This window comes from Streptococcus sp. HMSC068F04, assembly GCF_001837455.1.
In the GTDB taxonomy this organism is placed as follows: Bacteria; Bacillota; Bacilli; order Lactobacillales; family Streptococcaceae; genus Streptococcus; species Streptococcus salivarius_D.
On record NZ_KV832515.1, the window covers coordinates 1089 to 18050 of the forward strand.

Here is a 16962-nt window from a genome sequence, read left to right on the forward strand (position 1 = left end):
ACATTTGTGAGTTAGACAAAGAAATGTTGCCATATAGCCTCCACTACTTCAAGGAATTGATTGAGACGGGAAGAATCTCGGAAATTCGCCCTAGTGACGTTTGGTATGAGGAAAGAACTGACTTCAGTCCCAAAGCCTTGGGAACTCCTCGTGTCAGCCATGCAAATACAGGTTTTGACTTGTTACAAGGCAATGCTAAGTTCGAGGGGGAAATCCTCGGCGGTTGCCTCGAATCCCTCTACGATATTTTTGACAACTCTCTACACGCAGATAGCACAGACCTCTGCCAAAAATACAAATTTTTCCCTGACTTATCCGACTGGGAAGGAAAGATTCTATTGCTAGAAACAAGTGAAGAAAAGCCTGAACCTGATGATTTCAAAAAAATGTTGCAAACTTTAAAAGAAACTGGGATATTTGAGGTCGTCAGTGGACTCTTGGTCGGGAAACCTATGGATGAAACCTTCTATGACGACTATAAAGAGGCACTATTGGATATCATTGATAGCAATATCCCAATTGTCTATAATCTGAATGTCGGACACGCAACTCCAAGAGCGATTGTTCCCTTTGGAGTCCACGCCCATGTAGATGCAAAGAAGCAAGTCATTCGCTTTGACTATAACAAAGAAAGCTGAGATAAGACTCTCAGCTTTTTTTAGAAAGTAGGAGTATCTTAGTTGCTATAAAGCATGACACTTTAAGTGGATAATACTCCTGTATTTCTAAGTTCATCCAGTCTATCAGATTGATTGACACTCAAGGGAGTGGGACAAGGAACAATTTGTAAAAAGTTGTTCGGTCCTACCCCCTTTTTTCCTGTTTTATAGTCTCTTTATTTGTGATACTATAGTATAGTGAAAAAACTAGACTGGAATAACTTTACTCTTTTGGAGTTTTATGTGACAGCGATGAATGGAGACAATCTAAGCAGATGCCTGCTTGGAGCGATAGTCAAGTAAACTCAAAATGAGGCTAGAAGGGAAATTGTTATGAGAAAAAAAGCGATTGGTATTGATTTAGGAACAACGAATTCCGTTATGGCTGTTGTTCGTGAAGATATGCCAGAGATTATTCCGATGGGGACGAATGACGATCAGGTCTTACGTTCAGCGGTTTATTTCTCAAATATTGGTGGACAAAACCATGTGTCTTTTGGTAAGGAAGCCATTGAGCGTGGGACAGAAATCGGAAGTACAGAAAATTTTAAATTTGACTTTAAACGTGATATTGGGCGTCCAATTGCCAGTGATACACCAGACCACACACGTGTCAATTCTATTATTCTTTCTGCCTTGGTTTTGAACGAATTTCGTAAACGCGCTTATGTAGTTGGTCAGGAGATGGGGCAAGCAGATGGTATCAAGGATGCTGTTATCACAGTGCCTGCCTACTTTACGTCAGATCAACGTGCAGCAACTAAGAATGCTGGTCGTATCGCAGGATTTAATGTCTTGCGTATTATCAATGAGCCTACAGCTGCGGCTATTGCCTATGCCCACACTAAAAATGCTCAAGGAAATGTCTTGGTCTTCGACCTAGGTGGAGGAACTTTTGACGTTACCATCATGCGCGTGGCTGATCATGCCTATGATATTTTGGCAACTGATGGGAATTCACGTCTTGGTGGGATTGACTTTGATAAGCGTCTTGTGGGCTACATCATGCAGGAGTTGGAAAAACAAGGGGTCAATATGACTAACCTTTCCGAGAAGGAAAAAATTCAACTTCAATATAAGGCTGAGCAGATTAAGACAAGTCTATCTGTGAATGACCAAGCTCTCTATGAGCACTATGTCAATGGTCAAGGTTACGGTGTCTTGATTACTCAAGCGATTTTCAATGAAATTACCTTGGACCTCCTCAAAGATACTGAAATCAAGGTACAGTCTACCCTTCAAGCATCTGGCTTGAAATGGGAAGAGATTGACCATATTCTCCTTGTGGGTGGGTCAACACGTATGCCAATGATTCGTCAAATGATTCGTTTGATGAGTGGATTGGAGCCTAAGTTTGACCTTAATCCAGACACTATCGTGGCACAGGGAGCTTCTATTTTGGCTGACCTTATCGTCAATAACGAGGTTAGCTTCTCTGAACATCAGGATGGTAAGACAACTGAGACAGACAGAGTAGTTGTCAAGGATGTGACCTCTCAGGGAATCGGTCTGCTCTTCAAGAAAAATCCAAACAAAAACTACAGCTTTGTGGGTGACTACTATAATAGTGTCGTGGTTCCACGTAACTCGGTCTTGCCTTTGGCTGTTACTAAGGATCTCTTTGCGGTCGTGGATGGACAGAGTAAGTTTAAACTTCGTATCACAGAAGGAAATTACGAGAATCCATTTGCTGTGAAGATTTTGGGACAAGTGGAAGGGCAAGTGCCACAACCTCGTCAGAAAGGCGAGCTCTTGGCACAAGTCACCTATGCCTTTGACTCAGAACAAATTGTTACCGTGACAGTGTCTGATCCTCGAAGCAATACTGTTGTGGCACGTTTTTCAGTCAATGCACAAGTCAACCAAACCCAAGAAGTGGTTAAGGAAGACTTGTCAGAACTTCAAGCTATTTTTGCTAAATTCATCTCATGATAGACTACTACAAAGCAATTGATACAGAGACAGGACAGGAAGTATCTTATTTAAGAGAGGTCAGTAACCGTATCTCTCCAGAAATGTCGGCTCAAGATTGTTTCGTGGCGCTTTCCTTTTTACGTGAGGAACTGGAGGAACTTTGGACTAACGGTACCTTGGATAAAGAAGGCGAGCGTTTGCGCAGTGAGCTCTACACGATTCGCTCAATCTTTTTCTCAGACCATGAGAAGTTACAATATGACCGAAAACTTAGACAGGCTCAGAGAAAGGCTTGGGAAGTTGAGAAGGGGACGGCCGCTGATACTAGCAATGTATCAGGTAAAAAGGAAATCCCTTTTGAACCTGTTGCGGTGACTCAGACTAAAGAGTCATCTCTTAAAAGTTACCTCTTTGCGGCCTTCGCCTTTGTGATTCTACTAAGCTTGATTCTCTTTTTCAATATCAATGTCATCGTTCTTATTATCGGAGCCATTCTAATTGTGGCTTTGATGTTACTTATGTCTTAGGAGATATTAATGGAAACCAATCAATTAACATTTGAACATATCTGTTTCAAATATAAGGGAAATGATAACCAGCTCTTTACAGATTTGGATGTTACTATGGAGACTGGCCAAGTTGTCGGTATCTTGGGTGCCTCTGGTTCAGGGAAAACAACCTTAACTGAGATTCTCCTTGGCCAGCTTAAACCAACCTGCCAACAATTTCGTATTTTAGAAAATGGCAAACCTGTGACTGCTGGTTCACGCTCTTGGTCCTATGTGCCCCAACAAAATCTTCTTCGTGAGTACCTCAAGGTATCTGAGACCTTTGATTTTTATGCGGACCATCATCTGAAAGGAAGTGGTAAGCTGACTAAAAAGCATCGCATTGCAGGGATTATGGATGATTTAGGGCTGACGGAATTTGCAAACAAGAAGATTTCAGAGCTTTCTGGTGGGCAAAAACGCCGTGTCTCCATTGGTATAGAGCTTCTTAGCCCTAGTCCCTACTTTATCCTTGATGAGCCGTCTTCAGGCTTGGATGCTCTTAGTGACCGTAATCTCTTACGTACCTTGAAAATCTTGGCTAAATCAGCTAACAAGTCTATTGTGGTTATTACCCACAACACAGAAAATTTGGCTATTTTTGACAAGATTATCTTCTTGTCTAAGGGACGTCCGACATTTGCAGGGACTTATGAAGAGTTGCTTTTGGAATATAAGACTAGCGATCCTTATATGATTCGTAAATATATGGATATGAATATCGCAGATGTCTACCAAGAGCTCAATGCTTCAACACGTATTTACAAGATTTAGGGAGACTTATGAACGCAGCATTACGATTAAGTTGGTATAAATTTAAACACCACTACATGGATTTTGTGAAGGTTCTTCTGGGCATTGTCGCTTTCGAAGGTTTAATCCTCTATATCCAAGACAAGGGATTTTTGAAAGATTTCGAAACAACTCGAATGACCCTCTTTCTCTTGCTTTTTTCAACCAGTCTCTTGATTGTGGTTCAAAACAGTATTTATATTTCTAAGGAACGTTCGGTCCTCAACCGTGACTTTTTCTCAGGTTTGAGTCGTTCGGCCTTTGCCTTGGCTAGTATGGGGATTCACGCCTTCTTTGCTGTTTTGGAAACCATTGTCTTTATCCTATCTTACTCGGTCTTTAGTAAGTTCTTTGACAAGGAATTTCCAGACGCTGGTCATATTTTTGGTTCCTACCGTTGGGAAGTTGGGATTACAGTACTTCTGGTTTTCTTGGCTTCGCATTTCATTGCTCTCTTTATCTCAGCCTTGGTTGGCAAATCTGAGATTACATCTGTTATCCTAGCAGTTGTTGTGGGTATTATGCAATTTTCATTGTCAGGAACTATCCTATCTTTGCCAAAAGCCATTGACTGGGTACAAAAATTTGTCTATCTAGGTTATGGCCACAAGCTTTTTGGGATTTCTAGTGACTTGTCAGACTTGCCATCTAGTTTGGCTAAGTACCATGTTCCTGTCCCTAAGAGCCAGTTGGAGGCTTTTCAAGGGTCTACAGGCGAATTCTGGGGACAATGGTGGGCCTTGGTGCTTCATTGCCTCGTTTATGCCCTACTCTTTTTCGTCACACTTCAGAAGAAGGAGAAATAAATGCAACAATATGATGAATGGCTGATTGACTTCCAAGTTCAGCATGGTCGCAAGCCAAGTGATAAGGAAGTCGCAGAAGCTGCTAAGACTGGTTTTGCTCTTTCTAGTGGCTTGAGCAGACAGAAAAATTCTAAATTCAGACAAGTTTTGTCTAAGGTTGGTTGGGGTGATCTCAAGTTTAGCTGGTTTTTAGTTTTAGAAATTTTGCTCTTGATTTGTATTGCTCTCTTTGGCTATGTTGTTGGCTATCTATTTATCTAGGAGGACCTCATGAAACAGTTTAAACATAAAAAGTTTATCGGTTTAGCTTTGATTGTCTTTTTAGTCTTCATGGTACTTGGAAAATACACTCAGAGCACGGCTTTTACATCGTCTTCAAGAGTTTATGCCACAACCGTTGTCGATAAGAATACCGGGAACAAGGTGCGTTTTGAAGTTCGTAAGATCAAGGGAGACAAATACGAAGTCAAAAATACGGAGACCGGGGATACTTATCAGGCTAATGCCCAATCCGGCGAAGACCGTTCTTTGAGCTTTAAGTTGCCTGGAACTAACGGTAGCTCAGACGGTACTATCCGTATCACACCAAGTATGGTACCTGGAGGAGATGCGAAGGTTGAAATGACTGAATCAGACACCTATACTCAGGTTGAGGGAGGCTCTGAAGTCGTTGAGTCTAGCGAGGCTTCGTCTAGTTCTTCAAGTAGCCAAGTTAAAAGCATTATTAAGGATATTTTGGAATCAAGTAGTTCATCCTCAGGTAGCGATGCAAGCTCAGAATCGTCTTCTAACGATCCAAATAAGCCAAATGCAGATATCAAGACTAAGACCGATGTCAATGGTGATAAGGAAACTACTTATATTGCAGACTATTCGACTGAGGACATTAAGTCTATCACGGAAGCCTTTGGGAAATGGCTCTATCAGTCTGATTATGCCAAGGATGCTGTTTTAGTTCAAAGCAGCTTTGACAGCATCACCAAGGTCAATGATGGTAGTCCAACCTTCCTGTCATTCAAGGCACCTAAGGAAAAAGGTAGCAGCCAAACGATTACCATCCTTGCTAATCTCATCAATGCGGATGGCTATGAACATATTACTGGTGTTCCGAGTGGTATCATCAATGGCAAGGAAGTCTCAAACTATGATTTCAAGGACTATAAAAACACAGTTGATTCCTTTGCTTTAGGGATTAATGACAATAGTGGTAAGACCGCAGACTATAGCCCAACATCATCCTTCCGTCTTTATACCTTGAAGGATAAGAAACATGCTATGTATGAAGACGATGCTGCTGAACAAAAAGCCCTCTTTAAGGACTTCTCAGCTGATGATAAAACTGGTGGCAATTATAATGGCTACAACAAGCTCTATAAGGATTTGGTTGACCAAGATAAGGATTCTTACCAAATCGTTCTAGGCTCCAACGGTACCGTTTATTATGTGACGAACTACTGGAAGGGTAATTACGATAAGAAGGCTGTTCAGACCTATAAGGTAGCACCAGATGATATGCAAGAGGCTTACCAAGAGTTGCTCAAGCATTACTCTAGTGCTAGCACATCTGAAAGCTCAGGATCTTCAAGTTCTTCACAAACATCGGAGTCATCATCAAGCTCATCAGAGGCCAAAACAGAATCAAAAACGGAAACCAAGACCGAGCAAACAGGCATGGATGTTAATGCTATCAAGGATAATAACTTCCAAAGCCTCGAAGGTACTTGGAAGAATGGGAATGGTAGTAGTTTGACATTTTCTAAGGATCAAGTAACTGCGCCAACAGATTATGAGGTCCAAAATGCTAATTCCAGTCTTGAAAATGGCTATCTGAGAGCGAGTCTAAGAACAGGAATGTATGGGGCAATAATCTTTTTCATCCCGAAAGGTACGACATTACCGAATATATCAGGAGACTATCCTGATGCTTCAGATAATACCAAAGACCGTATCCTAGTGACCCAATCAGGAAGTGCACAATCTGACGCCAAACAATTCTACTACAAGGCTGACTAGATCTGATAAATCTGAAAGTTGAGATAAAATTATCTCAACTTTTTATATTACATTTGTAACTTTAATTTAATAGTCAACCTTCCTTGTATAAATAAGCGGATTATTAGGGAGGCGAAGACTTTCTTATAAAATTAATTATTGTGAAAACTTACAAAAAGCTATATAATGAGTAGTGTTGTAAAAAGGGCTTCCTAGGGGATTTTTGAGGAAGTTTCTTAAATCAGATTAGAGGGAGAGGGGGAAAAGAATGACTTCTATTATTGAATCACTACTTGCTGCTTTTAAAGATTTTCATTGGCTAGTATCTATAGATACGCTCTTGATTTTCTTTGTCAATTATCTGATGTTTCATGCAGCTGGTAGGGTCAAGATTTCTTGGTGGCTACTTTTATTAGGTGGTCTTTTGTCGGTTGTTTTGACTCCCCTTCTTCCGATGGGATTCAAATTTTTACTTAATCCTCTCATTTTATTTTGTTTTAGTTATTACAAACGTCCAGACTTGCCATGGATAGAACCGGTATTTAATAGTTTTTATTCCTGGGGGACAACCAATATCATTATACGAGGCTTGTCATTAATCGTCTTTCCTTTACTTTTGGGAGCCGACTTGATGAGTCGTATTCCAGAATCTTTAACGGAGTTTATATGTGTGGTAGTTACCTATCCTCTTTACTTCTTGGTTCACTGTTTTATTGGTTATGAATATTTGCAGGTTGAGGAAAAGGAGAGCTTGCGCATACACTTCACCCCTATTGTTATTGGGGTTAGCTTTGCCTTTCTTTCATATGGACTTTTTAACGACTATTTACCCTACCTTGCTACTATCTGGTCTGTAGAAGTGGTTAACAATTATGCCAAGTTGATCGTTCTATTAGCAACAGGAGCCTTCTTCATCGTTGTTTCCTATGCCAACCAGTGGATTAAGGATGAACTTTTTCTGGAGTTGAAAGAGGAGCAGGAGCGTCATTTCCAGAGCTTACAGGAATCTAGTAGACATATCCTCCATCTTTATCAGGAGCTATACCGTGATGGAGTGCCTAAGGTAGTCGTACCTAAGAAGGTTAAGACCGTTCTGGCTACTAGTCAAGAGGGAGACACTCAGAACCTATCTGATGAAGAGGTTCCCTTCAGCAAGGTTATGCCAGATATTTCTAACCTGCTTTCTCAATTGTTACGTTCCGTCATTGAGAGTAAGTATATGGAGTTTCATGCAGTTGGCGTTGATTTTATCATGGAGGTTCCAGACCCTATATCCCCAGTTCATATCGATGTGGTAGATTTATCAGCTGTTCTAACGACCTTCTTGGACAATGCCTTGTTGAGAGCTCATGGTCAAGAAAATAGTTTAGTTCGTATGTCTTATTACCAAAGAGGTGAGGTCCAGGTCCTCTCTGTAGAGACAACCCTTTCGCAAGATAGTGTCGAGGCGCCCCACGAGGCGTATGAGAGTCACTTATCAATCAATGAGCAGCTCGAAGATATTATGGAGCGTTACCCTCAGTCTAAACTTAGCTTTACGAATGATAAGTTCATCTATAGACAGCAATTTGAATACTAAATAACTTGTAAAAAAATATATAGAAAGGAGATTCGATGTTTGAATCGTTTTTGGGAATAAATTTTTTAAATCTCTATGATACAGATGCCTTTCTAGCCATTCAGCTTATTTTAACTCTGATGATAAATTGTGCCATTTTCAAACGAATGACAGACATTCGTATCTCCTGGACGGTCTTCTTGACCTTAGCCCTGTTAGATGTAGTCATTCAGTATAATATTACTAACATGATTATGGTTTTTGATGTCTTTATCCTGATGATTTTGGCCTTTCTTGCTAAAGGGAAGACCTGGTCGGTGACCCAGTATGCTTTTCATACTTTGTTTCCAGTGGTGACGTCAGATTTACTTTATCGCTTATTGGGACTCTTCTTTATTCCCCTTCTCTTAAATCTCCCTGTCGCTGAGGTAGGGTCTAATGCCCTTTTCTATCTCTTATCTTACGGTTTGATTTTGCCACTTTATTTTGTATTTGACCGTTTCTTGGGCTTGGATTTGAAGCGTTGGAAGGTCTATAGCGATGACTCTTTCCAGAACCTCCAGATTTCTAGAAGAGTTGCTATAGCAATGGCCATTTATTTATTGGGAATCTATCTCAGTGTGAATTTAGACAGTTGGTTTCCTGGCTACTCTTCAGAGGTGGAGTTGAGACTTCGGATGCTTTGGGTTCTCTTGTCCGCAGTGGCTTTCATTTTCCTAATTGCCCATCTTAATCAACTGTCTCGGCAGTATTTGGAAGAGAGTTTGGCCATGGAGGAAAAGAGGCATTTGAATAGTTTGACCAAGGCCAACCAAAAGATTGATCTTCTCTACAATGAGTTGTTACAATACAGACAGTCTTATCAGACGGTTGTGGAACAATTTTCAGAGGAAGTACGTGACCAGGAAGAGGCTCTTGCTGAACAGGTGTATCAGAATGTCCTTAGAGAGAGTGCCAAGGAGTTTGAACGTTTCCGTGTCATTGATAATCCTAAGCTGGAAAATATTCAGTCCCTACCCTTACGTAGCCTTCTTTCGGCTCGTATGATGGAGGCTAAACGTAGTAATATTCCAGTGACTTGTGATATTCCTGAGGAGATTTCAGGGTTTACCATGAACGTGGTTGACTTGACCTTGCTGGTGTCTATTTTCTTTAGTAATGCGATTGATGAGAGTAAGCAGGTCCCTGCCAGTCAAATCAATTTTAGTTTTCATCGACATGATAAGGATGGAAGCTACCATTTTGTCATGGAAAATAGGACGCAAGAAGAAAAAGTTGACCTTGATGCCATTATGCAGGAAGAAAACCAGAAGAAGACCTCAGGTCTTAACCTCCACTCAGCCAAGGATATTCTTAGGAAGTATAGTGATGCCAATTTGATTACAAGCAGTGGTGATTACCTTTTCAAACAGGAATTGATTTTTAAATAAAGATGTAGAGCTAAATCAGAGGATTTGGCTCTTTTTTTTAGGTACAAGTCCATGAAGGAGGGCTCTTTGCTGTTGAGCTTATGCTTATGTGTGAAACTTAGGACATCGGAGGAGATAGGAGCAAGGGAGGAGTCTGATTGTTGCTTCATTCTGTGTTATAATAGCAAGGATTAGTGGTTGTTAGCACTAAGTGAATGGCAGTTCTTGCTTGGCCTAACGACTGGTGTAGAGATAAGAAAGGGACGTCTTATGAAATTACTTTATACGGATATGTCTCAGGATTTAACAGAAATTCTGACGGAGCAGGCAACCAGCTATGCTCAAAAGGGAAAGAGGGTCTTTTATATTGCCCCTAATGCCCTGTCATTTGAGAAGGAGCGTAAGGTCTTGGAATACCTGCCTCAGTCAGCATCCTTTGAGATTACGGTGACTCGTTTTACTCAGATGGCGAGATACTTTATTCTCAATACGAGCAACCCAAAGACTCAGCTGGATGATACTGGTCTGGCAATGATTTTTTACAAGGTGTTGTCGCATATGGACGATGATGAGCTCAAGGTTTATGGCCGTTTGCGCAAGGATAGTAACTTTATTAATCAATTGGTGGACCTTTACAAAGAGTTGCAGCAGGCTAATATGACGGTTCTGGATTTGCAGCATTTGGATCATGTTGAGAAACAAGAGGATTTGCTCAGGATTTTCAGTGCAGCTCAGGACCTCTTGTTGGCAGGAGATTTTGATAATCAATCAAAACTTAGTGCCTTCTTCAAGGAAATTACCTCAGGACATCTGGATAAGGCACTGAGTAATACGGTTTTGGTCATTGATGGCTTTACGCGTTTCTCTGCCGAGGAGGAGGCCCTAGTTGCCCTCTTGAATGATAAGTGCCACCAAATTGTCATTGGGACTTATACCAGTCAAAAAGCTTATAGTGCTAACTTTGTTTACGGCAATGTTTATCAGGCTTCAGTGGATTTTCTGAGAACTCTGGCTCAGACCTATAAGGTGACACCCGACTATGTGACGACAGACAAAGAGGGGAATCCTTCTTTTGCACGCATTAGCCGTCTTTTGGAGAGCCGTCATGATTTTAGTACGATTGACGAGCAGCTGACTGCTCAGGACAAGCAAGCTTTGCAGGTTTGGGAAGTGGTCAACCAAAAGGAAGAAGTGGCTCAGGTTGCTAAGAGTATTCGTCAGTTGCTAGCAGATGGCAAGCGCTATAAGGATATCTTGGTCTTGCTAGGTGATGAGGAGAGTTATAAGCTTCAGGTGGGTCAGATTTTTCGAAAATTTGATATTCCCTATTATTTCGGTAAGGAAGAAACCATGTCTAGCCATCCTTTGGTGCAGTTTGTGGATTCGCTGGAACGTATCAAACGCTACAATTATCGTGCTGAGGATCTGCTTAATCTCGTAAAATCCGGTCTCTATGGTGGTTTTGCTCAAGAGGACTTAGATCTTTTTGAGTATTATGTCAATTTTGCAGACATCAAGGGGCGTCACAAGTTCTTGTCTGATTTTACGGCCGATAGTCGTGATAAGTATGATTTAGACCAGCTCAATACCTTGCGGTCACAGTTGGTAGAGCCCTTGGACAAGTTGCTTAATAGTCGCAAACAAAAGGGTTCTAGTCTACTCAAGAAACTAGTGGTCTTTTTAGAGGCTGTGCAATTGCCAAGCCAAATGGCTAGTTTGACTGCCAAGGCCAGTGAGGCTGAAAAAGAACAGAATGAACAGGTCTGGAATGCTTTCACACAACTCTTGGAGCAGGTTGAGACTATTTTTGGAGAAGAAACACTGTCAGTGGACGACTTTTTGTCCATTTTGCGTTCAGGAATGTTGGCCTGTGATTACCGTACGGTCCCAGCCACTGTCGATGTGGTCAATGTGAAAAAATACGATTTGATTCAACCACATTCTGCTCCTTATGTTTTTGCCTTGGGGATGACCCAGTCACATTTTCCTAAGGTAGGGCAAAATAAGAGTCTCCTGTCTGACGAGGAACGTAGTCGTATCAATGAGGTGACGGATGAAGACAGGAGTTTGGATATTGTTACGCAGAGCAATAGTCAGAGGGGGCATTTTGTGGCTATGTCACTTTTTAATTCGGCTAGTGAACAATTGGTGCTTAGTCAGCCACAAATTCTCAATGAGACTCAAGATGACATGTCGGTTTATTTGAAAGAGCTGCTTGACCTTGGTCTTTCTTTGGTTGAAAAGGGACGTAATCGTTTCGAGGCCAAGGGTGACCAGATTGGGAACTACAAGGACCTCCTATCGACTGTCATTGCCCTTAACAGTAGCCATTTAGATGCTGATTTGGATAAGGAAACGCAGACTTTCTGGTCAGTTGCTGTGCGTTATCTCCGTAAGCGACTTGATAAGGACCAAGTCTTGATTCCAAATGTGATTGACGATGTGACGACGACCAAGGTTGATGATCAGGTCATGCAGCTGGTCTTTCCGGGGGAAGAACCACTGAAATTATCAGCCTCGGCTCTGACGACCTTCTATAACAACCAATATCTTTATTTCTTGCGTTATGTTTTGGGGCTTGAAGAGTTGGAGTCCATCCATCCAGATGCTCGACACCACGGGACTTATTTGCACCGTGTCTTTGAGCGTGTTATGGGGGATTCTTCGTCAGAAAACTTCGATGATAAATTGGAAAAGGCTATTGCTCAGACCAATCAGGAACAACCTTTTGAAATTCTCTATACGGAGGACCAAGAGAGTCACTTGTCTCGTCAGATTTTGGAAGATATCGCCCGTTCAACTGCCAGTGTTTTGCGTGATAATGCGGCTGTTAAGGTTGAGCGTGAGGAAGCCAAGTTTGATTTGCTTTTAGCAAATAGCATCAAGATTACAGGGATTATTGACCGTGTGGACCGTTTAACGGATGGGGCTCTGGGTGTCGTTGACTACAAATCAGGTAAAAATGTCTTTGACATTCAGAAATTCTACAATGGTCTCAGTCCGCAGTTGGTAACCTATCTGGAGGCCCTTCGACAAACCTATAAGGTGGATGCTGATCAGCTTTTTGGTGCCATGTATCTTCACATGCAGGACCCACAACTTAACTTAGCTCAGTTTGGTCTGGATAAGCTAGCAGCTCAGGCTCATAAGGAATTAACCTATAAGGGACTTTTTGTGGCTTCAGAAACAGAGCATTTGGCTGGTGGAAACTATGATTTACAAAAGACTGTCACCTATGACAAGGAGGACCTAGAAACCTTGCTCGATTACAATATTAAGCTCTTTACAAGTGCTGCTGAAGTTATTCGAAGTGGGAATTTTGCGGTTAATCCTTATACTGAGGATGGCAAGTCTGTTCAAGGGGATCAAATCAAGGCTATTACTCATTTTGAGGCTGACCGTCACATGGGACAGGCGCGAAAACTCTTGCGTTTACCAAGCAAGGGCAAGAAGGAAGCCTATTTGGAGCTGATGGGAAAAGATGAGGACGATAATGAGATGCAAGTTGCTGAAAAAATCGTCCCCTTTCCAGTCACTGATCAAGCTGTGACAGCAGACAACAAAGACCAGGAGGACAACCATGTTGACTAAAGCTTTTTTAAGTCCAACAGAGATTAAGGAACGCATTGCCCAAGAAGCAGCTTCTGACAAGGAACGCAAGTTAACACCTGAGCAGATTGAGGCCATTTACAGTAATGGTAGTAATATTCTTGTGTCAGCTTCGGCTGGATCAGGAAAAACCTTTGTTATGGTTGAACGTATCCTTGATATGATTGGACGTGGCGTTGGTATTGATCAACTCTTTATCTCAACCTTTACGGTAAAGGCTGCAGGTGAGTTAAAAGAGCGTCTGGAAAAACGTCTGACAGAGCAGTTGGGACAGGTTGAGACGGATGAAGAGCGTGCCTTTCTTTCAGATCAGATTGCCAAGATTGGGACTGCTGATATTGGAACTATGGATGCCTTCACCCAGAAATTGGTCAATCAGTATGGCTATCTCTTGGGGGTGTCACCTATTTTCCGCATTATGACAGACCCTGCCGAGCAGACACTTATGAAAAATGAGGTTTATGCTGATCTCTTTAACGATTATATGCAAGGGAAGGAGGCCCAACTTTTCCAAAAATTGGTCCGCAACTTCGCAGGAAATGGCAAGACTAGTAAGGCCTTTCGTGATTTAGTTTACGATGTCTATAACTTTTCTCAGGCTACTGCAGGTCCTGAAAAATGGCTACGTCAAAATCTTTTAAAAGGGCAGGCAGAGGCAGATCCAGTCAAGGCTAAAGCTGAGCTTTTAGAGGGTCTCAAAGATGGCTTGTTGGCTGATTTCTTAGACTTCTTAAGAGACCATCTAGGTCTAGCTCAGCGTGAATTTGCCAAGGCCAAATATCTAAATAATGTGTCAGATGCCATTAGCCTTCTTGAAGGAGCCTTGGCCAATGACCAAACGGATATGGAGGACTTGCTCAAACAACTCTTGACTTTGTCAGGAGGGACTGGTTTGACCAATATGACTCGTCCCAAAGACGAGGAACTCAAGGCCTACAAGGAGGCTTACAACAAGACCAAAAATGAGTTTGTGGCCCAGTTGCGAGAGGTTGATACCCAGCTAACGGTCCTCGAGGTTTTGACCAAGCATAATGATAACATCTTACCTCTGTTAGAGCTGCTTCAGGCCTTTGTACTTGATTTTTCGGATCAGTATTTACAGGCCAAGATTCAGGAAAATGCTTTTGAATTCTCAGATATTGCCCATTTTGCTATCCGTATTTTGGAGGATAATCCAGAGGTGGCAGCTAGCTACTGTGACCGTTACCATGAAGTAATGGTAGACGAGTATCAGGACAATAGCCATACCCAAGAACGCATGTTGGAACTCCTATCTAACGGCCACAATCGATTCATGGTGGGAGATATCAAACAATCCATCTATCGTTTCCGTCAGGCTGATCCTCAGATTTTTAATGGCAAGTTTCAGCTCTTCCTTGAAAATCCAGATGCAGGTAAGCTGATTCTCCTTAAAGAGAACTTCCGTAGTCAATCTGAGGTTCTTGATGCGACCAATGGTGTTTTCAGTCACCTCATGGACCAGGAAATCGGGGACATCCTCTATGACAAGACTCACATGCTGGTAGCGGGTAGCCAGAAGCAAAAAGAACCCCATCTTGAAAATGAGACAGAGGTTCTGATTTTCAATAGTGATGAAGGAAGTATGACTCCTGACGAAGAAGGTCCTGATCAACCTATTAGTAGCGGAGAGATTTCCTTGGTTATCAAAGAAATCATCAAACTTCACGAGCAGGGTGTACATTTTGAGGACATTACCCTCCTAGCACCAACCCGTAATACCTATCTGGACTTGATGGCAAGCTTTGAGGAGCACGGAATTCCCTTGGTTCCTGACGAGTACAAGTCAAGCTACCTAGAGTCACTAGAAGTTATGATTATGTTGGACACCCTTCGTGCCATCAATAATCCTCTCAATGACTACGCCTTGGTTGCCCTCCTTCGTTCACCGATGTTTAACTTCAACGAGGACGATTTGGCTCGGATTGCTGTTCAGGCTGACAAAGGACAATTCTATGATAAGCTTTTTGCAGCTCATACTAAATCAGGACTTCATCCAGAAGTCGTGACGCAAGGACTGGAGGCCAAGTTGACTCTCTTCATTGAGACTCTGTCAGATTGGCGTGATTACAGTAAGTGGCACTCGCTCTATGACCTCATCTGGAAGATTTACGACGATCGTTTCTATTATGATTATGTTGGCAGTCTTCCACGAGCTGAGCAACGCCAGGCCAATCTCTACGCCCTTGCCTTGCGTGCCAATGCCTATGAAAAGACTGGCTTTAAGGGACTTTCTCGTTTTATTGGTATGATTGATAAAATCATTTCTAGCGGTAACGACCTAGAGGAAGTGACAGACTTGGTTCCCAAAAATGCCGTTAGCCTTATGACCATTCACAAGTCCAAGGGACTAGAGTTCAAGTATGTCTTTGTCTTGCAGATGAATCGCAAGTTCATTGGTCACAGCAAGGACGGACTGAGTGGTAAGTACATCATTAACCGTGAAAAAGGACTAGGCATTAAGTATCTAGCTGACCTCAAAGACCAGGTAAACACCAATTTGCCTAAGTTAAATGTTGTTCTCGAGACCTTAACCTTCCAGGAAAATCGTAGGGAAGAGCGTCGAGCAAGTATCTCAGAAGAGATGCGTCTGCTCTATGTTGCAATGACCCGTGCAGAGAAAAAACTCTACCTAGTTGGTAAGGGCAGTAAGGAAAAATTGACCCAGCAATTTGGCACAGATGTTGAAAATAATCGCCTACCAGTAGCTCTACGTGACCAAATTTCTACTTATCAGGATTGGGTTATGGCTTTGGATACTGCCTTTATGAGAAAGGATCTCAAGTTTACTGTTCGCTTTGTTGAGGCTGAGGAGTTGACTCCAGAGGCTATTGGTCAGGTTGAAGTTCAAGCGGCAGTAGATGCTGATGATCTATCTAACAATCGCCAGACGGAAGACATTAAGCGTGCCCTAACGGTCTTAGAAAGTGTTGAAAAACTCAACCAACTTTATGCACCAGCGATTGACCTGCCATCTGTGCGTACGCCCAGCCAGCTCAAAGCCTTCTACGAACCTGTCATGGATACGGAAGGGGTGGATATTATGGACAAGAAAGAGGAGGTGCAACCTCTTGAGACATCCACTAGCTTTGAGCTTCCAGATTTTGGGCAAAAAACGAAGGTCACTGGAGCTGCAGTTGGTTCAGCCACCCATGAACTCATGCAACGCTTGAGTCTTTCTGACAAGGTGACCCTTCAAGATCTGACTCAGGCGCTAAGTCTAGTATCGGCAGATGATCAAGTCAAGGCGCGTGTGGAGTTAGAAAAACTTTTAGGCTTCTTTGACACCGAACTTGGGAAGCTCATTCTAGCTAACCGTGATAAGTTGCGTCGTGAAGCGCCATTTGCAATGTTGGCAGAAGATCCGGCTAGTAAAGAAGACTTTGTCGTCCGTGGTATTATCGATGGCTACCTTCTTCTTGAAGACCGTATTGTCCTCTTTGACTATAAGACAGACCGCTTCACTCAACCTGGTGAGCTTAAGGACCGCTACAAAGGGCAAATGAGCCTCTATGCTAAAGCACTCAGCCAAGCCTATCAAATAGATAAGATTGATAAATACCTTATTCTCCTAGGTGGAAAAAACTTGGAAGTTGTAGAAGTATAAGCTATAGCATAACCATTCTTGGCTCTTTGTCAACTGTAGTGGGTGACGAA

Annotated in this window: 10 protein-coding genes and 1 pseudogene; all 11 read left to right on the top strand. The window is 42.2% G+C overall.

Translation table 11 applies throughout. The features are described from left to right. Positions 1-638: pseudogene (locus HMPREF2571_RS07790) on the top strand (LD-carboxypeptidase); the annotation flags it as partial. A gap of 354 nt (positions 639-992) precedes the next feature. Then, the gene (locus HMPREF2571_RS07795) at positions 993-2591 is read left to right on the top strand and encodes an Hsp70 family protein (RefSeq protein WP_004183425.1); all 1599 of its coding nucleotides are present in this window, start codon (positions 993-995) and stop codon (positions 2589-2591) included. Next, positions 2588-3100 (top strand): hypothetical protein, encoded by a 513-nt coding sequence (locus HMPREF2571_RS07800; RefSeq protein ID WP_070847647.1) that lies wholly within the window; start codon positions 2588-2590, stop codon positions 3098-3100. The genes HMPREF2571_RS07795 and HMPREF2571_RS07800 overlap by 4 nt, the downstream gene beginning before the upstream one ends. Before the next feature lie 9 nt (positions 3101-3109). After that, the gene (locus tag HMPREF2571_RS07805; RefSeq protein ID WP_002891779.1) at positions 3110-3895 is read left to right on the top strand and encodes an ATP-binding cassette domain-containing protein; all 786 of its coding nucleotides are present in this window, start codon (positions 3110-3112) and stop codon (positions 3893-3895) included. A gap of 8 nt (positions 3896-3903) precedes the next feature. Next, positions 3904-4719: an ABC transporter permease gene (locus HMPREF2571_RS07810; RefSeq protein WP_014635018.1), complete on the top strand. Its 816-nt coding sequence runs from the start codon at positions 3904-3906 to the stop codon at positions 4717-4719. Next, the gene (locus HMPREF2571_RS07815) at positions 4720-4980 is read left to right on the top strand and encodes a hypothetical protein (RefSeq protein ID WP_014632630.1); all 261 of its coding nucleotides are present in this window, start codon (positions 4720-4722) and stop codon (positions 4978-4980) included. A gap of 9 nt (positions 4981-4989) precedes the next feature. After that, entirely contained in the window at positions 4990-6732 is a 1743-nt protein-coding gene (locus HMPREF2571_RS07820) for a DUF6287 domain-containing protein (protein WP_045771641.1), read from the top strand. 247 nt (positions 6733-6979) lie between these two features. Then, a complete protein-coding gene (locus tag HMPREF2571_RS07825) occupies positions 6980-8290 on the top strand; it encodes an ATP-binding protein (protein ID WP_013991147.1) in 1311 nt (436 codons plus the stop codon). Between the two features lie 35 nt (positions 8291-8325). Further along, positions 8326-9699, top strand: a complete 1374-nt coding sequence (locus HMPREF2571_RS07830) for a GHKL domain-containing protein (RefSeq protein WP_070847649.1) — start codon at positions 8326-8328, stop codon at positions 9697-9699. A 249-nt stretch (positions 9700-9948) separates the two neighbouring features. Then, positions 9949-13269: an ATP-dependent nuclease subunit B gene (gene rexB / locus HMPREF2571_RS07835; RefSeq protein ID WP_070847652.1), complete on the top strand. Its 3321-nt coding sequence runs from the start codon at positions 9949-9951 to the stop codon at positions 13267-13269. Next, positions 13259-16912 carry a helicase-exonuclease AddAB subunit AddA gene (gene addA, locus HMPREF2571_RS07840; RefSeq protein ID WP_013991144.1) on the top strand — a complete coding sequence of 1218 codons (3654 nt, stop codon included), beginning with the start codon at positions 13259-13261 and terminating at the stop codon, positions 16910-16912. The genes rexB and addA overlap by 11 nt, the downstream gene beginning before the upstream one ends. The last annotated feature ends 50 nt before the right edge of the window (positions 16913-16962 follow it).